The 20,680-nt window shown below is 69.4% G+C and carries 18 protein-coding genes, 1 tRNA gene and 1 pseudogene; 14 read left to right on the top strand and 6 right to left on the bottom strand.

Going from position 1 to position 20,680, the window contains the following annotated elements; translation table 11 throughout:
- Window positions 1-189: pseudogene (locus QAA18_RS09595) on the top strand (hypothetical protein); the annotation flags it as partial.
- A gap of 37 nt (window positions 190-226) precedes the next feature.
- Window positions 227-1,141 (top strand): GTP cyclohydrolase FolE2, encoded by a 915-nt coding sequence (gene folE2, locus QAA18_RS09590; protein ID WP_279412705.1) that lies wholly within the window; start codon window positions 227-229, stop codon window positions 1,139-1,141.
- A 199-nt stretch (window positions 1,142-1,340) separates the two neighbouring features.
- On the opposite strand, the gene QAA18_RS09585 is transcribed toward folE2, so the two are convergent.
- Complete coding sequence (locus QAA18_RS09585) at window positions 1,341-2,708, bottom strand: dihydroorotase (RefSeq protein ID WP_279412704.1); 1,368 nt, start codon at window positions 2,706-2,708, stop codon at window positions 1,341-1,343.
- Window positions 2,705-2,941 (bottom strand): membrane protein insertion efficiency factor YidD, encoded by a 237-nt coding sequence (gene yidD, locus QAA18_RS09580; protein ID WP_279412703.1) that lies wholly within the window; start codon window positions 2,939-2,941, stop codon window positions 2,705-2,707. The genes QAA18_RS09585 and yidD overlap by 4 nt, the downstream gene beginning before the upstream one ends.
- Window positions 2,942-3,050: 109 nt before the next feature.
- Between yidD and dksA the strand changes: the two genes are divergently transcribed.
- Window positions 3,051-4,028 (top strand): RNA polymerase-binding protein DksA, encoded by a 978-nt coding sequence (dksA, locus tag QAA18_RS09575; protein ID WP_279412702.1) that lies wholly within the window; start codon window positions 3,051-3,053, stop codon window positions 4,026-4,028.
- Between the two features lie 55 nt (window positions 4,029-4,083).
- On the opposite strand, the gene QAA18_RS09570 is transcribed toward dksA, so the two are convergent.
- The 3 genes from QAA18_RS09570 to cysS are packed head-to-tail and all read right to left on the bottom strand — an operon-like array spanning window position 4,084 to window position 7,155.
- Window positions 4,084-5,319: an MFS transporter gene (locus QAA18_RS09570; RefSeq protein ID WP_279412701.1), complete on the bottom strand. Its 1,236-nt coding sequence runs from the start codon at window positions 5,317-5,319 to the stop codon at window positions 4,084-4,086.
- Entirely contained in the window at window positions 5,316-5,777 is a 462-nt protein-coding gene (locus QAA18_RS09565; RefSeq protein WP_279412700.1) for a SufE family protein, read from the bottom strand. Before QAA18_RS09565 ends, QAA18_RS09570 begins: the two co-directional genes overlap by 4 nt.
- A gap of 7 nt (window positions 5,778-5,784) precedes the next feature.
- Window positions 5,785-7,155: a cysteine--tRNA ligase gene (gene cysS, locus QAA18_RS09560; RefSeq protein WP_279412699.1), complete on the bottom strand. Its 1,371-nt coding sequence runs from the start codon at window positions 7,153-7,155 to the stop codon at window positions 5,785-5,787.
- 114 nt (window positions 7,156-7,269) lie between these two features.
- Between cysS and QAA18_RS09555 the strand changes: the two genes are divergently transcribed.
- The 9 genes from QAA18_RS09555 to QAA18_RS09515 all read left to right on the top strand — a co-directional run bounded on the left by QAA18_RS09555 (window position 7,270) and on the right by QAA18_RS09515 (window position 17,621).
- Window positions 7,270-7,725 carry a hypothetical protein gene (locus tag QAA18_RS09555; RefSeq protein WP_279412698.1) on the top strand — a complete coding sequence of 152 codons (456 nt, stop codon included), beginning with the start codon at window positions 7,270-7,272 and terminating at the stop codon, window positions 7,723-7,725.
- A 255-nt stretch (window positions 7,726-7,980) separates the two neighbouring features.
- The gene (locus QAA18_RS09550) at window positions 7,981-9,012 is read left to right on the top strand and encodes an N-acetylornithine carbamoyltransferase (protein ID WP_279412697.1); all 1,032 of its coding nucleotides are present in this window, start codon (window positions 7,981-7,983) and stop codon (window positions 9,010-9,012) included.
- Between the two features lie 61 nt (window positions 9,013-9,073).
- A complete protein-coding gene (locus tag QAA18_RS09545; RefSeq protein WP_279412696.1) occupies window positions 9,074-10,330 on the top strand; it encodes an argininosuccinate synthase in 1,257 nt (418 codons plus the stop codon).
- Between the two features lie 17 nt (window positions 10,331-10,347).
- Window positions 10,348-11,445 (top strand): acetylornithine deacetylase, encoded by a 1,098-nt coding sequence (locus QAA18_RS09540; protein ID WP_279412695.1) that lies wholly within the window; start codon window positions 10,348-10,350, stop codon window positions 11,443-11,445.
- Complete coding sequence (locus QAA18_RS09535; RefSeq protein ID WP_279412694.1) at window positions 11,442-12,782, top strand: acetylglutamate kinase; 1,341 nt, start codon at window positions 11,442-11,444, stop codon at window positions 12,780-12,782. Before QAA18_RS09540 ends, QAA18_RS09535 begins: the two co-directional genes overlap by 4 nt.
- The gene (locus QAA18_RS09530; protein ID WP_279412693.1) at window positions 12,779-13,381 is read left to right on the top strand and encodes a GNAT family N-acetyltransferase; all 603 of its coding nucleotides are present in this window, start codon (window positions 12,779-12,781) and stop codon (window positions 13,379-13,381) included. Before QAA18_RS09535 ends, QAA18_RS09530 begins: the two co-directional genes overlap by 4 nt.
- Window positions 13,374-14,357 (top strand): N-acetyl-gamma-glutamyl-phosphate reductase, encoded by a 984-nt coding sequence (gene argC, locus QAA18_RS09525; protein WP_279412692.1) that lies wholly within the window; start codon window positions 13,374-13,376, stop codon window positions 14,355-14,357. Before QAA18_RS09530 ends, argC begins: the two co-directional genes overlap by 8 nt.
- The gene (gene argH, locus QAA18_RS09520; protein WP_279412691.1) at window positions 14,354-15,643 is read left to right on the top strand and encodes an argininosuccinate lyase; all 1,290 of its coding nucleotides are present in this window, start codon (window positions 14,354-14,356) and stop codon (window positions 15,641-15,643) included. Before argC ends, argH begins: the two co-directional genes overlap by 4 nt.
- A gap of 127 nt (window positions 15,644-15,770) precedes the next feature.
- Entirely contained in the window at window positions 15,771-17,621 is a 1,851-nt protein-coding gene (locus QAA18_RS09515; RefSeq protein ID WP_279412706.1) for a CocE/NonD family hydrolase, read from the top strand.
- A gap of 68 nt (window positions 17,622-17,689) precedes the next feature.
- Here QAA18_RS09515 and QAA18_RS09510 read toward each other — a convergent pair.
- A tRNA-Pro gene (locus QAA18_RS09510) sits at window positions 17,690-17,766 on the bottom strand.
- Between the two features lie 94 nt (window positions 17,767-17,860).
- Between QAA18_RS09510 and hisS the strand changes: the two genes are divergently transcribed.
- Window positions 17,861-19,228, top strand: coding sequence for a histidine--tRNA ligase (hisS, locus tag QAA18_RS09505; RefSeq protein WP_279412690.1), 1,368 nt, complete (start codon window positions 17,861-17,863; stop codon window positions 19,226-19,228).
- Window positions 19,225-20,680, top strand: a 1,456-nt coding sequence (locus QAA18_RS09500) for an aromatic amino acid ammonia-lyase (protein ID WP_279412689.1), incomplete at its 3' end; no start/stop codon positions are given. The genes hisS and QAA18_RS09500, both read left to right, overlap by 4 nt.

Raw genomic sequence — 20,680 nt, 5'->3', positions numbered from 1 at the left:
TGGGCGGACGAGTTGCTGCAGGCATGGCCGCCGGGGCAGGGCACGCGCGCCAGCCGCATCTACGCCGCGGTCCTGCGCGAACGCCTGCGGCGCCTGGCTCGCGACAAGGCCGGTCCGCCTTCGCGCTGGCGCAGCCTGGCCCTGGCCTGGAGCGCCGCACGTGGGCGACACAGCGTTCCGCAACCGTAGGCCAGTGGTCCGGAACCCACCCGGTACAATGGCGAACATGACTCCCCCCGTGACTCCCACATCGCTGCCAGACGTCGCCAACGACGCCGTGGCCCTTGCACGCCCGCTGGACTGGGTCGGGATGGACAACATCGCCCTGCCGATCCGGATCCCCGGTCCCGGCGGGTCGGTGGTGCAGGTTGCCGCCAGGGTCGATGTCGCCGTCGACCTGCGCGATGCCGACGCCCGCGGCATCCACATGTCGCGCCTGTACCTGCGCCTGCAGGAGGCATTCGCCAGCGAGGCGATCACGCCCGGCGGCCTGCGCAAGGTCCTGGCGGCCTTCGTCGAGTCGCAGAAGGGGCTGTCCGGCGCGGCGCGCGTGGTCCTGCGCTACGACCACCTGCTGCGCCGCGACGCGCTGGCCAGCAGCCACTCCGGCTGGAAGAACTACCCGGTGGTCGTCGAGGCCGAGCTCGTCGACGGTCACCTGAAGGTCGCGCTGGCACTGGAAGTCGAATACTCCAGCACCTGTCCGGCGTCGGCTGCGCTGTCGCGGCAGGTCAATGCGCAGCGTTTCGCCGAGGATTTCGCCGTCGCCCGCCCGCTGTCGACCGAAGTGGTGCGCGACTGGCTGGCGTCGGAACGCGGCATGGCCGCCACGCCGCACGCCCAGCGCAGCCGTGCGCAGGTGCGCGTGGAGTTGCGCCCGTCGTTCGACGAGGTGCCGGTCGCGTCGCTGGTCGACGCGCTCGAGGACGCGCTGGGCACGCCTGTGCAGACCGCGGTCAAGCGCGAGGACGAGCAGGCCTTCGCCGAACTCAACGCCGCCAACCTGATGTTCTGCGAGGACGCCGCGCGCCGCATCGCCGCAGTACTCAAGGCCGACCCCCGCGTCGAACGCTTCGCCGCCACCGTCTCGCACTACGAATCCCTGCACCCCCACGACGCCGTCGCCCGCGTCTCCGGGTGAGTCGCGCCCGGAGATAGTTTTTTGACGCGGATCAACGCGGATTTTTGAGAAGCGATCAACGCGGATAGGGCGATAGTGGCCTGAGGAAGCGTGTCGGTATCTCGCTTGATTCCGCGTGCGACGCCGCCCCTTGGCCGTATCTGCGTGGATCCGCTTTCTGATCCGCGTTGATCCGCGTCAAAAGAAAAGCCGCCCGACGCTAGCGGGCGAAGCGGAGGCGCTGGCCGGCGGGGGTGCCGGTGAGGGCGGTGCCGTTCCAGACTTGCTGGCCGTTGACCCAGGTGGAGGCGATGCGGGAGCGGAAGGTCGTGCCTTCGAACGGGGACCAGCCGCACTTGGAGAGCACGTCTTCGCGGCGCACCGTCAGCGGCGTGTCGTCGATGAGCACCAGGTCGGCGAAATAGCCTTCGCGCAGGAAGCCGCGCTCGGCGACGTCGAACAACTGCGCAGGGGCGTGCGACACCTTCTGCACCACGCGCGCGGTGTCGATGCGGCCCTCGTGCACCAGCTCCAGCGCGGCCAGCAACGCGTACTGCACCAGCGGCAGGCCGCTGGGCGCCTGCGCGTAGGGGCGCTGCTTCTCTTCCCAGGTGTGCGGCGCGTGGTCGGTGGCGAGCACGTCGATGGCGTCGTTGGCCAGCGCGGCGATCAAGGCTTCACGGTCCGCCGGATCCTTGATCGCGGGGTTGCACTTGATCAGGTTGCCCAAGCGCGCGTAGTCGTCGCGGTCGAAGCGCAGGAAGTGGATGCAGGTCTCGGCGGTGATGCGCTTGCGGCTGCCGTCGGCGCGCACCAGCGGGCCGTGTTCGAACAGCGCCAGCTCGTCGGCGGTGGAGATGTGCAGCACGTGCAGGCGCGCGTCGTGGCGGCGCGCCAGTTCCAGCGCCAGCCGGGTCGACTTGATGCAGGCTTCGCGCGAGCGGATGTCCGGGTGGCACTCAACCGGTATGTTGTCGTCGCCGTACTTCGCCTTGAACGCCGCCAGGTTGGCGTCGATGGTCGGCGTGTCCTCGCAATGGGTGATGATCGGCGTGGGCGCGTCGCGGAAGATCGCGTCCAGCGTCGCCGGGTCGTCGACCAGCATGTTGCCGGTGGATGCCCCCATGAACACCTTGATGCCCGGCGCGGCCAGCGGATCGAGCGCGCGGATCGCCTCGATGTTGTCGTTGCTCGCGCCCAGGTAGAAGCCGTGGTTGCCCCACACGCGGCCGGCGGCGCGGCGGTACTTGTCCTCCAGCGCGGCGGCATCCAGCGTCGGCGGGTTGGTGTTGGGCATGTCCATGAAGCTGGTCAGCCCGCCGGCGACCGCGGCCGCCGATTCGACCGCCATGTCCGCCTTGTACTCCAGGCCCGGTTCGCGGAAGTGGACCTGGTCGTCGATCATGCCCGGCAGCAGGCGCCGGCCCGCGGCGTCGACCACCGTTTCGCCCTGGCGCGCGCCCAGGCCCGTGCCGATTTCGGCGATGCGTCCGTCGCGGATGCGCAGGTCGCCTTCGAACTCGCGACCCTCGTTCACCAGCCGGGCGTTGACGATCAGCGTATCGGTGGACGGATCTGCGGTGGTCATTCAGGGGCTCCAGTGGGCGCGGGCGGGACGGGATCGTGGCCGCCGGGGTGCAGGGGATGGCAGCGCAGGATGCGCCGCAGGGCCAGCCAGCTGCCCTTGAGGGCGCCGAACCGGCCGAGGGCGGTCATCGCGTACTCAGAACAGGTAGGCACGAACCGGCAGCGCGGGCCCAGCAGGGGACTGAGCCAGCGTTTGTAGCCACGCAGCAGGAAAATGAGGATGCGTGCGATCACGATGAATGGACGCGGCCCCGTGCAGTCTTGCGTGGTTGCCGCTGTTGTCCGGGCAGGGTATAACAGCGCGCTTTCCCACCTCAAGGGAATTCAAGAGGAAACGCCGCTCGTGGCAGTGAAAAAACCCGCGAAGAAGGCCGCCAAGGCAGCCAAGACCAAGCCAGCCGCAACCAAGGCCGCGCGCAAGCCGGCTGCGAAGAAGGCTCCGCCCGCCAGGAAGCCGGCACCGAAGAAGGCCGCGGTGAAGAAAGCCGTGGCGAAGAAGGCCGCCGTGAAGAAGGTCGCGCCTGCGAAGAAGCCGGTCGCGAAGAAGGCCGCGCCGGCGAAGAAGCCGGTGGCGAAGAAGGCCGCACCGAAAAAGGTGGCGCCGAAGAAGGCTGCCCCGAAGCCCGTGGCCAGGCCCGCGGTGAAGAAGGCGGTCGCGAAGAAGGCGCCGGCCCCGGTCGCGAAGAAGCCGGCACCGGCTCCCGCAGCGAAGAAGCCTGCGCAGCGTCCGGTCGCCAAGGCTGCGTCGCGCGCCGCCAAGCAGGCGCCCGTGGAAGCGACGCCGGTTTCGCGCGCGCCGAGCAAGCCGCGCCCGATCGGCAAGGTCGCGGTCGCGCGCGTCGCCGCGCCGTCCGCGCCTGCGCCGCGTACCAAGGTCAAGGTCGTTCCGTACAAGACCGACGAGAACGGTCGTCCGATCGTGCCCGAAGGCTACAGGCCGAGCGCGGAAGAGGAGTACATGAGTCCGCTGATGACCGAGTACTTCCGCCAGCGCCTGCTGCAGTGGCGCGCGGACCTGGTCGAGGAATCCAAGCAGACCATCGAGAACCTCAAGGACGAAGTGCGCGATGTCGGCGACGAAGCCGAGCGCGCCACCCGCGAAACCGAGAACTCGCTGGAGCTGCGTACCCGCGATCGTTACCGCAAGCTGATCGGCAAGATCGACAGCACGCTCAAGCGCGTGGACGCGGGCGAGTACGGCTACAGCGTGGACTCGGGCGAGGAGATCGGCCTGGACCGACTGGAAGCGCGCCTCACCGCCGAGCGCACGATCGACGAGCAGGAACGCTGGGAACACCTGCAGAAGCAGATCGGCGACTGAAGGAACTGCGGGGAGCCGGGAAACGGTAGCCGGGAGCCGGGAATCGGATCCCGGCTCAGTGGAGCTCCGTGAGGTCGAGGTTCTTCAGCCTCGGGGCGCGGCGTGCCGTTACGGCGGCGACCGTCATGGTGACGAAACCGCCGAGCACGACCGCCGGCACCAGGCCGAGCAGGCGCGCCATCGAGCCGGCGTAGAACGCCCCGAGCTCGTTGGACGAGCCGATGAAGATGCCGTTGATCGACGACACCCGTCCGCGCATCTCGTCCGGCGTGGCCAGTTGCAGGATGGTCGAGCGGATCACCACCGAGACGCCGTCGCAGGCGCCGGAGAACAGCAGGAAGGCGGCCGACAGCCAGAAGCTGGTCGACAGGCCGAAACCGATGTTGCACAGGCCGAAGCCCGCGACCGCGTACAGGAGGATGCGGCCGGCGTTGCGCTCCAGCGGCTTGCGCGCCAGCCACGAGGCGACGCAGATCGAGCCCAGTGCCGGCGCCGCGCGCAGGATGCCCAGCGCTTCCGGGCCCTGGTGCAGGATGTCCTTGATGAAGGCCGGCAGCAGCGCCACCGCGCCGCCGAGCAGCACTGCGAACATGTCCAGCGCCAATGCACCGAGCAGCACCTGGTGCCCCCACACGAAGCGCCCGCCTTCGGCGATGCTGCGCAGCACTGGCATTTTCGGCGGCGGCGCCGGTTCGGTGACGCGCAGGGTGCGCACCGCCACCATCGCCACCAGGGCGAAACCCACCGCGGCCGCGTAGGCGACGTGCTTGCCGGAGAAGCCGGTGAGCGCGCCGCCGAGCGCCGGGCCTACCACCAGGCCTGCCTGGAAGATCACGCTGCCGAAGCCCGCGCCCCTCGCGTACTGCGGGCGCGGCAGCACGCGCGCGAACAGCGCGTTGTAGACCGGGCTCAGGAACGCGCGCACCGAACCGGTGAGGGCGACGGCGGCATAGATCGCCCAGGTACCGCTCACCGGCAGCCAGCCCAGGGTGACCGCTACCAGCAGCATTGGCGTCACGGCGAGCAGCAGGCACGCGAGCATGCCCAGCCTGCGCCGGTGCACGTGGTCGACGAGGTGGCCGGCGAAGGGCGCCGTGCAGAAATAGGGAATCACTTCGGCCAGGCCGATCAGGCCGAGCGAGAACGGGTTGCGCGTGATCTCGTAGACGTGCCAGCCGACGGTGACCGCCACCACCTGGTAGGACAGGATCGAACACAGGCGGAACGCCATCAATTGCAGGAACGAGCCGTTGCGCAACGGCGAGTCGGGCGCAGGCAGCAGCGACTTCACGGCTTGGCGAGCGCCTCTTCGGCGCGCGCGCGGATGAACCCGAGCAATGCGGCCAGGCCGTTGCTGCGGGTCGGGGAGAGATGCCTGGCCAGCCCGATCGCCTCGACGAACCCGGGTTCGGTAGCCACGATTTCCGCCGCCGGGCGGCCGGAATAGACGCGCAGGGCCAGGTACACCAGCCCCGACACGATCGCCGAATCGCTGACCGCGGCGAACTCCAGCCGCGACGCGTCGCCGTCGGGCACGATCCAGACCATCGACTGGCAGCCGTGCAGGCGGTTGGCCTCGATCTTCCACGCATCGGGGAAGGCCGGCAGCTTGCGGCCCAGGTCGATCAGGTACTGGTAACGCTCGGCCCAGTCGCCGAAGAACGCGAACTCGGCGGCGATCGCCGCCTGGGCTTCGGCAGCCGTCGGCTCCAGCGGGAAGGGCAGCGGAAAGGGCGTGGTGGCGTTCATCCGTGCATCAGGCCTTGCGGGTCCACCTGGCGCCCTGCGGCGTGTCCTCGAGCTGGATGCCCTCGTCGGCAAGCTGCGCGCGGATCGCGTCGGCGCGGGCGAAATCGCGCGCCTGCTTGGCCGCCGTGCGTTCGTCGACCAGCGCCTGGATGCGCGCATCGTCCTCTGCGGACGCGCCGCGCGCGAACCACGCCGCCGGATCCTGCTGCAGCAGGCCCAGCGCCAGGCCGGCGCCGAGCAGTTCCGACTTCAGTCGCGCGCGCTGCGCGGGGTCGGATGCCTTGCGCGCTTCCGAGGCGATGCCGGCCATCGCCGCGAGTGCGCCCGGGGTGTTGAGGTCGTCCTCCAGCGCGGCCTCGACCGCGGCGGGAATGACCGCCTCGGCCTCGACATCGCCCAGGTCGCGCAGGGTGCCGTACAGCCGGTCCAGGGTGCGCACCGACTGCTCGACCAGCGCAGGCGACCAGTCCAGCGGCTGTCGGTAGTGCGCCGCGAGCAGGGCATGGCGCAGGGCTTCGGGCGGGTGCTCGCGCACCAGGTCGTGCACCCGCTCGATGTTGCCGACCGACTTGGACATCTTGGCGCCGCCGAATTCGAGCATGCCGTTGTGCAGCCACCAGCGCGCGAACACCTTGCCGCCGTGCGCGCACTCGCTCTGCGCGATCTCGTTCTCGTGGTGCGGGAACTGCAGGTCGATGCCGCCGGCGTGGATGTCGATGGTCTCGCCCAGGTGCGTGGCGGCCATGGCCGAGCACTCGATGTGCCAGCCCGGGCGGCCGCGGCCCCACGGCGAGTCCCAGCCCGGCAGGTCGTCGGAGGACGGCTTCCAGAGCACGAAGTCGCCGGGGTTGCGCTTGTACGGCGCCACTTCCACCCGTGCCCCGGCCAGCATTTCCTCCGGATCGCGCCGCGACAGCTTGCCGTAGTCCGGGTAGCTTTCCACCGCAAACAGCACGTGGCCTTCGGCCTCGTAGGCGTGGCCGCCCTCGATCAGCGCCTGGATCATGGCGATGATCTGCGGGATGTGCGCCGTGGCCGTGGGCTGCAGTTCCTGCGGCACCACGCCCAGGGCGGCCATGTCCTCGCGGTAGGCCGCGGCATAGCGGTCGGTGATCGCCGAGATCGGCACGTTGGCCTGCCTGGCCGCGGCGTTGATCTTGTCGTCCACGTCGGTGATGTTGCGGGCGTACCGCAGGCGGCCATGGCGGCGGCGGAGCAGGGCGGCCAGCACGTCGAAGACCACCGGGCCGCGCGCGTTGCCGATGTGCACGTAGTTGTAGACCGTGGGCCCGCACAGGTACATGGTCGGGCAGGCCGGGTCCAGGGGCGCGAACGGCTCGACCCGCCGTGTCAGGCTGTTGTAGAGGTGCAGGCTCATGTCGGGGACGTGCAGGGGGGCGTGCAGGTAATCGGCAGATTCTATCGTGGCGGCCCGCTCCGGGCTTGGCCCTATCAGACTCGGTTCATCGCCTTGGCATACACTCCCGGTTCCGTGCCCCACTGGTTCCCGTCGACGATGCGCTTTCCAACGGCATGCTTCCTGCTCGCCATCCTGGCGGCGTCGGCGCCCGTCCTGGGCCAGGAAGCCAGGCGCAGCGTCCGGACCGGCTATGCCCACGTATTGCGGGTCCAACCGGTCTACCAGACCCTGACCGCCACGCGCATGGAACAGCATTGCGACGGCAAGGTGGTGGAAACCTCCCCGCAGGAGCCTGCGGACCCGGAAGGGCAGGCCACGCCTCCGCACGCCTCGCGCGCGCCGGCTCCCTTGCCGCCCAATTGCGAGATGGTGCCGGTCCAGCGCCAGTTCCAGCGCCCCATCGCCTACGACGTGGACTACGTCTACCGCGGCCTCAAGTACCGCTCGCGCCTGCCCTACGACCCGGGCAACCGCCTGCGGGTGCAGGTCTCGATCCAGCCGTACGTCGCGCCGCCGGGCTCCGACTGAACCCATGGCTTCCGGCCTTGCGCCCCCATCGCCGCCATGCGACGATGCGCGCCCGATGAACCATCACGCCGCCACCGCCGTCGTCCTGACCTCCGCCCGCATGGCGGCGGGCCTGACTTCGCGCGCGCGCCGACCGGAATTCCCCCCCGCTGGGGAACTCCGGACGCATCCCTGCATCCAGGAAAAAGCCCAGCCCCCGCGCTGGGCTTTTTTGTTTTTCGCCTTGCCCCTTCTCCCTTCTCCCGTCTCCCAACCATGAACCACTTCCTCAACACCCAGGACCTCAGCCGCGCCGAACTCGACGCACTGCTGGCCGAGGCTGCCCGCTACAAGCGCCACCCTGCCGGCGATGCGCTCAAGGGCAAGTCCATTGCCCTGGTGTTCTTCAACGCGTCGCTGCGCACCCGCACCAGCTTCGAGCTGGGGGCGTTCCAGCTCGGCGGCCACGCGGTCGTGCTGCAGCCGGGCAAGGACGCATGGCCGATCGAGTTCGACCTGGGCACGGTCATGGACGGCGACGCCGAGGAGCACATCGCCGAGGTGGCCAGGGTGCTCAGCCGCTACGTCGACATGATCGGCGTGCGCGCGTTCCCGAAATTCGTCGACTGGTCGCTGGACCGGCAGGACCGCGTGCTGCGCGGCTTCGCGAAGTACGCCACGGTGCCGGTGATCAACATGGAAACCATCACCCATCCCTGCCAGGAACTGGCGCATGCGATGGCGCTGCAGGAGCACTTCGGCAACGCCGACCTGCGCGGGAAGAAGTACGTGCTCACCTGGACATATCATCCGAAGGCCCTCAACACGGCCGTCGCCAATTCGGCGCTGACCATCGCCACGCGCATGGGCATGGACGTGACCTTGCTGTGTCCGACTCCGGAGTACGTGCTCGACGAGCGCTACATGGGCTGGGCGGAGCAGAACGTGGCCGAAAGCGGCGGCTCGCTGCAGGTCAGCCACGACATCGAAGCCGCCTACGCCGGTGCCGACGTGGTCTATGCCAAGAGCTGGGGCGCGTTGCCGTACTTCGGCAACTGGGAGGCTGAGAAGCCGATCCGCGACCGTTACCGGCACTTCATCGTCGACGAGGCAAAGATGGCCCTGACCAACGACGCGGTGTTCAGCCACTGCCTGCCGCTGCGCCGCAACGTCAAGGCCACCGACGCGGTGATGGATTCCCCGCGCTGCATCGCCATCGACGAGGCGGAGAACCGGCTGCACGTGCAGAAGGCGGTCATGGCGGCGCTTGCTGCGCAAGCGGCCGGGAATGAGGGGAATAGGGAATGAGGGGAATGAGTTGACCTTGCAACCGCACTGATCCCGTCCTCCCATTCCACGAGAAGCTTCGATGAGTACTGATCCGGCCATTCCCCATTCCCCATTCCCCATTCCCGGCCCTTCCGGCGACATCGTGCTCGCCTTCAGCGGCGGCCTGGACACCTCGTTCTGCGTGCCCTACCTGAAGGAGCGCGGCTGGAACGTGCATACCGTGTTCGCCGACACCGGCGGCGTGGACGCGGCCGAACGCGCGGCGATCGAGGCGCGCGCCGCCGAGCTCGGCGTGGCATCGCACCTCACCATCGATGGCGGTCCCGCGATCTGGGACGGCTTCGTCAAGCCGTTCGTGTGGGCCGGAGAGGGCTACCAGGGCCAGTATCCGCTCCTGGTGTCGGACCGGTACCTGATCGTCGACGCCGCGCTGGCGCGCGCGCGCGACCTGGGCACGAACGCCATCGCCCACGGCTGCACCGGCATGGGCAACGACCAGGTACGTTTCGACCTGGCGGTGAAGGCCTCGGGCGACTACCGCATCGTGGCGCCGATCCGCGAGATCCAGAAGGAACACACCCGCACCCGCGAGTACGAGCAGGCCTACCTGGAGGAACGCGGCTACGGCGTGCAGGCCAAGCAGAAGGCCTACACGATCAACGAGAACCTGCTGGGCATCACCATGTCCGGCGGCGAGATCGACCGCTGGGAGGCGCCGGGCGAAGGCGCGCGCGGCTGGTGCGCACCGCGCGCGGAATGGCCAGAAGCACCGCTGCGGATCGCGTTGCGCTTCGTCGGCGGCGAAGCCGTGGCCCTGGACGGGGAAGCGATTTCCGGCCCGCAGCTGCTGGCCCACCTCAATGGCCTGTTCGCGCAGTACGGCGTCGGCCGCGGCATGTACACCGGCGACACCACCATCGGCCTCAAGGGCCGCATCGTGTACGAGGCGCCGGGCCTGGCCGCGCTGCTGGTCGCGCACCGCGCGCTGGAGGAGGCGGTGCTGAGCAAGCAGCAGAACCGCTTCAAGCCGGACTTGGCGCGCAAGTGGGTGGAGCTGGTGTACGAGGGCTTCTTCCACGATCCGCTGAAGACCGACCTGGAGGCCTTCCTGGCCTCGTCGCAGCGCATGGTCAACGGCGAAGTCGTGCTCGAAACCCATGGCGGGCGCGTGGAGGCGGTCGCGGTGCGTTCGCCGCACATCCTCAACGCCGCCGGCGCGACCTACGCGCAGTCGGCCGACTGGGGCGTGGAGGAGGCCGAGGGCTTCATCAAGCTGTTCGGGATGAGCAGCACGTTGTGGGCAGGGATCAACGGCAAGAGCGGGAACGGGGAATAGGGAACAGGGAACAGGGAATGGGCGTTTCAGGCGATCTGCTGCTATCTCGTGTGCTCGGGCATCTGGAGAAGCTCGTTTCCTTCGATACGCGGAATCCGCCGCGGGCGATCGGGACGGGGATCTTCGCGTACATCCAGGCGCAGTTGCCGGGGTTCCGCTGCACGCTGCAGGATCATGGCGACGGGGCGATCTCGCTGCTGGCGGTGCGCGGCAGACCCACGCGGGTGTTCAACGTGCACCTGGACACGGTGCCTTCGTCGCCGGCGTGGAGCGCCGATCCTTTCACCCTGCGGATCGAGAACCAGCGCGCTGTCGGGCTGGGCGCCTGCGACATCAAGGCCGCGGCGGCAGGACTGATTGCCGCGGCCAACGCCACCGGCGGCGATGCCGCGTTCCTGTTCAGCAGCGACGAGGAGGCCAACGATCCGCGCTGCATTGCCGCGTTCCTGGCCGCCGGCCATGGCTACGCCGAAGCGATCGTCGCCGAGCCCACGCGTTGCGAGGCGGTCCTGGCCCACCGCGGCATCAGTTCGGTTCTGCTGCGCTTCAAGGGCGAGGCCGGGCATGCATCCGGCGCCGGCGCGTTGCAGGCCAGCGCGCTGCACCAGGCGGTGCGCTGGGGCGCACGCGCGCTGGACCTGGTGGAAGGCGAATCGCACCTGCGCTTCGGCGGCCTGACCGGATTGCGCTTCAACATCGGCAAGGTCGAAGGCGGGATAAAGGCCAACGTAATCGCGCCGGAGGCCGAGGTGCGCTTCGGCTTCCGCCCGTTGCCGTCGCAGGACGTCGACGACCTGCACACCCGTTTCGGCGCCTGCGCCGAGGGCGCGCTGGAACGCTATGAAGAGACCTTCCGCGGGCCGTCGCTGCCGGGCGGCGACGTGGCCACCGCCGAGGAACAACGGCTGCGGGCGCGCGACCTGGCCGACGAGTTGCAGCTGCCGATCGGCAACGCCGTCGACTTCTGGACCGAGGCCTCGCTGTTCTCCCGCGCGGGCATGACCGCGATCGTCTACGGGCCCGGCGACATCGCCCAGGCGCACTGCGCCGACGAGTGGGTGTCGCTGCGGCAATTGCGCAACTACACCGAGTCCATCGTCCGCATCCTGCAATGAACATCCAGCACGCCCCCATCCATGGCGGCCAGACCCGCCAGACCATCGTCCGCCTGCTGTCGAGCATGGGCGGAGCGAAGGAGATCTCGCAGTACCTCAAGCGCTTCTCGCAGCTCGACGCGGCGCGCTTTGCCGTGGTCAAGGTCGGCGGTGCCGTGCTGCGCGACGACTTCGATGCGCTGACCTCGTCGCTCGCGTTCCTCCAGGACGTGGGCCTGACCCCGATCGTGATCCACGGTGCCGGCCCGCAGCTGGACGTCGAGTTGGCGGCCGCGGGCATCGAGAAGCGCACCGTCGACGGCCTGCGCGTGACCTCGCCGGAGGCGCTGGCGATCGTGCGCCGCGTCTTCCACGCGCAGAACCTGAAGCTGGTCGAAGCGCTGCAGGCGCAGGACGGGCGCGCGACCTCGATCGTGTCGGGCGTGTTCGAAGCCGACTACCGCGATCGCGACAGCCTGGGCCTGGTCGGCAACGTCACCGGCGTGCACCTGGCGCCGATCCAGGCCAGCCTGCAGGCCGGTTCGATTCCGGTGATCGCCAGCCTGGGCGAGACCAGCGGCGGGCAGATCCTCAACATCAACGCCGACTACGCGGCCAACGCGCTGGTGCAGCAGTTGCGGCCCTACAAGGTGGTGTTCCTCACCGGTACCGGCGGGCTGCTGGACGGCGAGGGCAGGATCATCGATTCGATCAACCTCACCACGCAGTACGAGCACCTGATGGCGCAGCCGTGGATCGACGGCGGCATGCGGGTCAAGCTCGAGCAGGTGAAGCTGCTGCTCGACGGACTGCCGCCGGCGTCCTCGGTGTCGATCACGCGCCCCGCCGAACTGGCCAAGGAACTGTTCACCCACAAGGGATCCGGCACCCTGGTGCGTCGCGGCGAGCGCGTGCTGCAGGCGGCGTCATGGGACGAACTCGACCTGCCGCGGCTGCGCCAGCTGGTGGAGTCCGCATTCGGACGCAAGTTGGCCGACGACTATTTCGAGCGCACCGCGCTGCATCGCGCCTACGTCAGCGAGAACTACCGCGCTGCCGTCATCCTCACCAGTGAGGAGGAGGGCATTTACCTGGACAAGTTCGCGGTGCTCGACGACGCGCAGGGCGAAGGCCTCGGGCGCGCCGTATGGGAAGTGATGCGCGAGCAGGTGCCGCGGCTGTTCTGGCGCTCGCGCCGCGGCAACCCGGTCAATGCCTTCTACTTCGCCGAGTGCGACGGCTGCGTCAAGCAGCCGCGCTGGAAGGTGTTCTGGTACGGTTTCGACGACCTGGCGGCCATCGACCGTTGCATTGCGCACTGCGCCGCGCGCCCGGCGACCCTGGAGGAACCCGCATGAGTACCGACTGGAGCACGCCGCCGGTCCTGCAGGGGCGGCATGTCCGCCTGGAACCGCTGCAGCCCGGGCATGCGGACGGCATCGCGGAGGCTGCCGCTGACGGCAAGCTGTGGGAATTGTGGTTCACCAGCGTGCCCAGGCCCGAAGACGTCGGGGCGTGGCTGGAGGGCGCGCTGGCGAAGCAGGCCGCGGGCGAACAGCTGGTCTTCGTCGTCCGCGACGCCGCTGGCCGTGTCGTCGGCAGCACCCGCTACTACGAACTGCTGCCCGAGACCCCGCGCGTGTGCATCGGCTACACCTGGTACGCGCGTTCGGTGCAGCGCACCGGCCTGAACACCGACGCCAAGCTGCTGTTGCTCGGCCACGCGTTCGAAGCGCTGGGCTGCGCCAGCGTCGGCTTCCACACCAGCACCTTCAATACCGCATCGCGTGCCGCCATCGCGCGTCTGGGTGCAAAGGAGGAGGGCATCCTTCGCCAGCACATGCGCCATCGCGACGGCAGCCTGCGCGATACGGTCTGCTTCTCGATCCTCGACAGCGAATGGCCGGCAGTGAAGGCTGGCCTGCAGCAGAAGCTCGAGCGCCACCCCCATGGCTGATCCGGCCCTCCAGCTGGGCATCGTCGGCGCGCGCGGCCATACCGGCGCCGAACTCATCGCGCTGGTCGCGGGCCATCCCCGGTTCGAGCTGGCCTTCGTGTCCTCGCGCGCCCTGGCGGGGCAGCGCGTTGCCGACAATGTGGCGGCGTATCGCGGCGACGCGCGCTATGTGTCGCTCGAGCACGAGCAACTGCCGACGTTGCCGGCGGACGCGGTGGTGCTGGCGCTGCCCAATGGCCACGCCGCCGCCTGTGTCGCCGCCTACGACGCCGCGGGCGTCGACCCGGTCATCGTCGACCTTTCCGCCGATCATCGCTTCGACGACGGCTGGTACTACGGCCTGCCGGAGCTGACCCGCGACGGCCATGCCGGCCAGCGCCGGATCAGCAACCCGGGCTGCTATGCCACCGCGATGCAGCTGGCGATCGCACCGATGCTCGACGTGCTGGACGGGCCGGTGCAGTGCTTCGGCGTGTCCGGCTACTCCGGTGCGGGCACCACGCCGTCCGACAGGAACGACCCCGACAAGCTGCGCGACAACCTGATGCCGTATGCGCTCACCGGCCACGTGCACGAGCGCGAGGTCACGCGCCGGCTCGGTCACCCGGTCGAGTTCATGCCGCACGTGGCGCCGCATTTCCGCGGCATCACCATCACCGCCAACCTGCACCTGTCGCGGCCGTTCACGCTGGACGAGGTGCAGGCGCGCTACCACGACCATTACGACGCCGAGCCGCTGGTGCGCGTGGTCGACGGCGACGCGCCGTGGGTGAGCCGCATCGCCGGCCGCCACCACGACGAGATCGGCGGCTTCACCCTGTCGGCCGACGGCCGCCGCCTGGTGGTCGTGGCCACCGAGGACAACCTGCTCAAGGGCGCCGCTACCCAGGCGCTGCAGAACCTCAACCTCGCTTTCGGCCTGCCCGAGTTTTCGGGCATCGTGGGAGCGGCGGAAGCCGCGATGGAGACGACATGAGCGAGCTGCTCTGGCAAAAACCCGGCGTCGAGGTAGACGCGAAGATCCAGGCCTTCCTGGCCGGCGACGACGTCATCCTCGACCGCGAGTTCTTCCTGCACGACATCGCCGCCAGCCAGGCGCACGCCGAGGGGCTGCAGCGCATCGGCGTGCTGTCGGCCGACGAACTGGCCGGGATCGCGCGCGAACTCTCGGCGCTGGCCGAGGATTTCCGCAGCGGCGCCTTCGTTCTCGACGGCCGCTACGAGGACGGCCATTCGGCGATCGAGGCGCGACTGGTCGAGCGCCTGGGCGACACCGGCAAGCGAATCCACACCGGCCGCAGCCGCAACGACCAGGTGCTGGTGGCGACGCGACTGTGGCTGAAGGAGAGGCTCGCGACGCTGCACGCGCTCGCGCACGAATGCGCCGGCATCGCACTGGAACGCGCCGGCGCCGAGGCCGGCCTGCCGTTGCCCGGCTATACCCACCTGCAGCGCGCCGTCGTGTCCTCGGCGGGAATGTGGTGGGCGGCATGGGCGGAAGCCTTCATCGATGACGCCCAGCGCGCCCGCGATACCGCGGCATGGATCGACGCCAATCCGCTGGGCAGCGCGGCCGGCTACGGCGTGAACCTGGCGATGGACCGCGACCACACCACGCAGGCGCTGGGATTCGGCCGCATGCAGGTCGCGGCCACCTATGCGCAGGTGTCGCGCGGCAAGTTCGAACTGGCGGCGCTGGAAGCGCTGGGCAGCGCCATGCTCGACCTGCGCCGCGTCGCCTGGGACCTGTCGCTGTTCACCAGTGCCGAGTTCGGCTTCGTCGCGCTGCCGCCGGAGTACACCACCGGCAGCTCGATCATGCCCAACAAGCGCAACCCGGACGTGGTCGAACTGCTGCGCGGCACCTATGCCAGCGTCGCGGCGGCCAAGGCCGAGATCGAGCACCTGTTGTCGCTGCCGTCGGGCTACCACCGCGACCTGCAGGTCAGCAAGGGCGCCCTGTTCCATGGCTTCGGCAAGGGCCTGCAGGCGCTGGCGCTGCTGCCCGACCTGCTGCGTCGCATGCAGTGGCGGCCGGAAGCGATGCGTGCCGCGCTGGATCCCTCGATGTACGCCACCGATCTCGCCCTCGACCTGGCCAAACAGGGCATGCCGTTCCGCGAAGCCTATCGCCAGGCCGCCGATCCCTCGCGCTGGGAAGGCGGCGATCCGCAAGCGAGCCTTGCCGCGCGGGTATCGCCCGGTGCCGCCGGAGACATGCGCCTGGATGCTTTGCGTGCGAGGCTGGCGGCACTGCGCTGATGCGTGCGGCGGCGCAGATCGCGTAAAGTCGGTGCTTCGCCACCGGGGATTTTCCGACATGCGCACTGCCTGCCTCCGCCTGTCCCGTTGCCTGCTGCCGCTGCTGCTGTTCATCGCGGCGCCTGCCATGGCGCAGACTTCGGCCGAAACGCCCGACATTCCGTCCGCCTTCGCCACGCCGACCGACGGCTACGACTACGAGCGCCGCGAAGCGATGATCCCGATGCGCGACGGGGTCAAGCTGCACACCGTGATCATCGTGCCCAGGGGTGCGAAAGACGCGCCGATCGTGCTCAGCCGCACGCCGTACAACGCCGACTCGCGCACCACGCGCATGGCGTCGCCGAACATGATCGACGTCCTGCCGGAGAACGACGAGGTCTTCGTGCGCGGCGGCTACATCCGCGTGGTCCAGGACGTGCGCGGCAAGCATCGTTCCGAAGGCGACTACGTCACCGCGCGGCCGCTGCGCGGGCCGCTCAACCACAGCGACACCGACCACGCCACCGACGCCTGGGACACCATCGACTGGCTGGTGAAGAACGTGCCCGAGTCCAACGGCCGGGTCGGCATGGTCGGTTCCTCGTACGACGGCTTCACCGCCGCGATGGCGTTGTTCGATCCGCATCCTGCGCTGAAAGTCGTTGCGCCGTACAGCCCGATGGTCGACGGCTGGATCGGCGACGACTGGTTCAGCTATGGCGCGTTTCGCCAGGTCATGTTCGGCTACTTCGTCGGCCAGATGAGCAAGCGCGGGCGCGGTTCGCCGGTCGCGAGCCAGGGCTACGACGACTACGCCACCCTGCTGCGCGCCGGCTCCGCGGCCAACTACGCGAAGTCCATCGGCCTGGACCAGGTGCCGTTCTGGCACAAGCTCACCGAACATCCGGCCTACGACGCGTTCTGGCAGGAACAGGCGGTCGACAAGCTGCTGCGCGACGTGCCGCTCAAGGTGCCGACGATGTGGCTGCAGGGCCTGTGGGACCAGGAGGACATGTACGGCGCCAACCATTCGTACGCGGCCATGGAGGGCAAGGATCGCCGCAACGACCGCAACTTCCTGGTGATGGGCCCGTGGCGGCACAGCCAGGTCAAGGGCGACGGCCGCTCGCTCGGCGCGCTGCAGTGGAACGGCGACACCGCGCTGCAGTTCCGCCGCGACGTGCTCAAGCCCTTCTTCGACCAGTACCTCGTGCCCGGCGCGCCCAAGGCCGACACGCCCCCGGTGCTGGTCTACGACACCGGCGCCGACCGCTGGGATCGCCTGCAGGCCTGGCCGGTCAGCTGCGAAAAGGGCTGTGCGGCGAAATCCAGGCCGCTGTACCTGCACGCCGGCGGCGCGCTTTCGTTCGAGGCGCCGGCGGAGGGGCAGGCCGAGTACGACGAATACGTCTCGGACCCGGCCAAGCCGGTGCCGTACCTGCCGCGCCCGGTCAGCTTCGGCGACCGCGAGGGCTGGACCACCTGGCTGGTCCACGACCAGCGTTTCGTCGACGGTCGCCCCGACGTGCTGACCTGGGTCAGCGAGCCGCTCACCGAACCGCTGCGCATCGCCGGCATGCCCAAGGTCCGCCTGCAGGCGTCGACGACCGGCAGCGACAGCGACTGGGTGGTCAAGCTGATCGACGTGTATCCGGACACGATGGCCTCGCGGCCGGAAATGGGCGGTTACCAGCTCCCGCTGGCCCTAACGATGTTCCGCGGCCGCTACCGGGAGAGCCTGGAAACGGCCAGGCCGATCGAGCCGGGCAAGGTGCTGGAGTACCGGTTCGACCTGCCCAATGCCAACCACACGTTCCAGCCGGGCCATCGGATCATGGTGCAGGTGCAGTCCACGCTGTTCCCGCTCTACGACCGCAATCCGCAGACCTTCGTGCCGAACATCTTCTTCGCCCAGCCGGAGGACTATCGCAAGGCCACCCAGCGGATCTGGCACACGCCGGAGGCGGCGACCTTCATCGAGTTGCCGGTGCGCTGAGGCGGCCGGCGGCCAGCGCCGCAGGCAACAAAAAAGCCGGCCCGGGGGCCGGCTTTCCGCGAAATCGATGGTCGGGGAGACAGGATTTGAACCTGCGACTTCTACGTCCCGAACGTAGCGCTCTACCAGGCTGAGCTACACCCCGACAGGTGAGCCGCGCATTTTACGGGCCCGGGCGGGTCCCGGGCAAGGGGCGGAACGTTAAACTACAGGCAGATCCTGCCTCCTGGAGCCACCGCTTGATCAAGCCCCGCACCCCGCCTGGCGTCATGGAGCTGCTGCCGCGCGACCAGGTCGCCTTCCAGCGCATGCTCGACGCGATCCGCGGCACCTTCGAGGCCTACGGCTTCCTGCCGGTCGAGACCCCGGTATTCGAGCTGACCGACGTGCTGCTGACCAAGTCCGGGGGCGAGACCGAGCGCCAGGTGTATTTCGTCCAGTCCACCGGCGCGCTGGAAAAGGCCGCCCAGGCGGGCGCGGACGCAGGGTTGCCCGAACTGGCCCTGCGCTTCGACCTGACCGTGCCGCTGGCGCGCTACGTGGCCGAGCACGAGCACCAGCTCGCGTTCCCGTTCCGCCGCTACCAGATGCAGCGCGTGTACCGCGGTGAGCGCGCCCAGCGCGGCCGCTTCCGCGAGTTCTACCAGTGCGACATCGACGTGATCGGCAAGGACACGCTGTCCACCCGCTTCGATGCCGAGATCCCGGCGGTGATCAACGCCGTGTTCGACCGCCTGGCCATCGGCGAGTTCACCATCCAGTTCAACCACCGCAAGCTGCTGCGCGGGTATTTCGAAGGGCAGGGCATCGAGGGCGAGCAGCAGATGCTGGTGCTGCGCGAACTCGACAAGCTCGACAAGCGCGGCGAGGAAGCGGTGGCGGCCACGCTGGCGGGCGAGGGCTTCGGCCTGGCCGCCGACGTGGTCGAGCGGCTGATGGCGTTCTCGCGCGTGCGCTCCACCGGCCACGACGACGCGCTGGCCAGGCTCGACGCGCTGGGCAGCGGCACCCCGCTGTTCGAGGAAGGCCGCGACGAGCTGCGCCAGGTGCTGCAGCAGCTGCGCGCGCTGGGTGTGCCGGAATCGCGCTATGCGCTGAACCTGTCGATCGCCCGTGGCCTGGACTACTACACCGGCATCGTCTACGAAACCGTGCTCGACGCGCATCCGGGCATCGGCTCGATCTGCTCGGGCGGGCGTTACGAGAACCTGGCCAGCCACTACAGCAAGTCGAAGCTGCCGGGCGTCGGCATCTCGATCGGGCTCACCCGCCTGTTCTACCAGCTGCAGGAAGCCGGAATCGTCGCCACCGCGGAGAGCTCGGTCGACGTGCTGGTCGCACTGATGGACGACGCCATGCTGGCCGATGCGCTGGCGCTTTCGCAGCAGTTGCGCGCCGCCGGCTTCAACGTCGAGACCCAGCTCGAGCCGCGCAAGCTAGCCAGGCAGCTGCAGTACGCCGACCGCGCCGGCATTCGCTTCGCCGTGATCCGCGGCGAGGACGAAGCCGCGCGCGGCGTGGTCGCGGTCAAGGACCTGCGTCGCGGCGAGCAGTTCGAGGTCGCCGAGGCGGGCCTGGTCGCGGCATTGCGCGAGGTGGACGCATGAAGTCGATCCGCCTGGATGGCGCCTCGCTCACGCGCCGGCAGCTGGTGGCGGTGGCCAACGGCGCCTCGGTCGAACTCGACCCGGCCGCGCTGCAGGCCGTGGCGCGCGCCGCGGAGTTCCTCGAGGGCAAGGTTGCCGGCGGCGAGCCGCTGTACGGCATCTCCACGGGGTTCGGCAGCAATGCGGACAAGCTGCTGGCCGGCGCAGGGCACGCCTTGCGCGGTGCTTCGGAAAAGCTGCAGCGCAACCTGATCCAGACGCATGCGGTTTGCGTCGGGGAACCTTTTGCCGCCGATGTCGTCCGCGCAATGCTGTGCATCCGCATCAACACCCTGCTGCGCGGGCACTCGGGCATCCGCGTGTCGACCCTGCAGGCGCTCACCGCGATGCTCAACGCCGGGGTGGTGCCGGTGGTGCCGCAACTCGGCTCGGTCGGCGCCTCGGGCGACCTGGCGCCGCTGTCGCACCTGGCCATCGTGCTGCTGGGCGGCGGCGAAGCGTTCTACCAGGGCGAACGCATGCCCGGTGCCGAGGCGCTGAAGCGCGCCGGGATTGCGCCGGTGACGCTGGGATTGAAGGAAGGCCTGGCGCTGAACAACGGCACCGCACAGATGCTGGCCACCGGCGTGCTCGCGCTGGCGAAGCTGGAGGAACTGCTCGACACCGCCGACCTGGCCGCAGCGATGACCGTGGACGCCTTCGCCGGCCGCCTGGGCGCGTTCGCGGAGGAAGTGCACGCGCTGCGCCCGCATCCGGGCCAGGTGCACGTGGCCGCGCGCCTGCGCCGGCTGCTGCAGGGCTCGACCCTGGCCGACATTCCCTACGCGCGCGTGCCGGGCAAGAAGGTGCAGCCCCAGGACAGCTATTCGCTGCGCTGCGTGCCGCAGGTGCACGGCGCGGTGCGCGACGCCGTGGCCCAGGCCGCGCGCGTGCTGGAGATCGAACTCAACGCGGTCACCGACAATCCGCTGGTGTTCCCGGATGCGCAGGACGCGCCGCTGGACCGGCAGGTGATTTCCGCCGGGCATTTCCACGGCATGCCGCTGGCGCTGGCGATGAGCTACGTCAAGGCGGCGATCCCGGTGCTGGCCTCGATCAGCGAGCGCCGGCTCAACAAGCTGGTCGACCCGGCCACCAGCGACGGCCTGCCGGGCTTCCTGGTCGGCAACGAGGACGGCACCGAGTCGGGCTACATGATCGTGCAGTACACGGCGGCCGCGATCGTCAACGACCTGGCCAGCCGCGCGATGCCGGCGTCGGTGTACTCGATCCCGACCTCGGCCAACGCCGAGGACCATGTGTCGATGGGTGCCAATGAAGCACGCCACGTGCTGGCGATGGCCGGGGACCTGGGCAAGGTGCTGGGGCTGGAACTGATGACCGCGGCCCAGGCGCTGGACCTGCGCCTGCGCCAGGTCGGCGGCGACGCGCGGCCGGGCAGGGCGGTGGCCG

The organism is Luteimonas sp. 8-5, from assembly GCF_029763755.1.
In the GTDB taxonomy this organism is placed as follows: Bacteria; Pseudomonadota; Gammaproteobacteria; order Xanthomonadales; family Xanthomonadaceae; genus Cognatiluteimonas.
The sequence above is the reverse complement of the archived record's forward strand: the minus strand, read 5'-3'. Positions and strand labels throughout refer to the sequence as shown.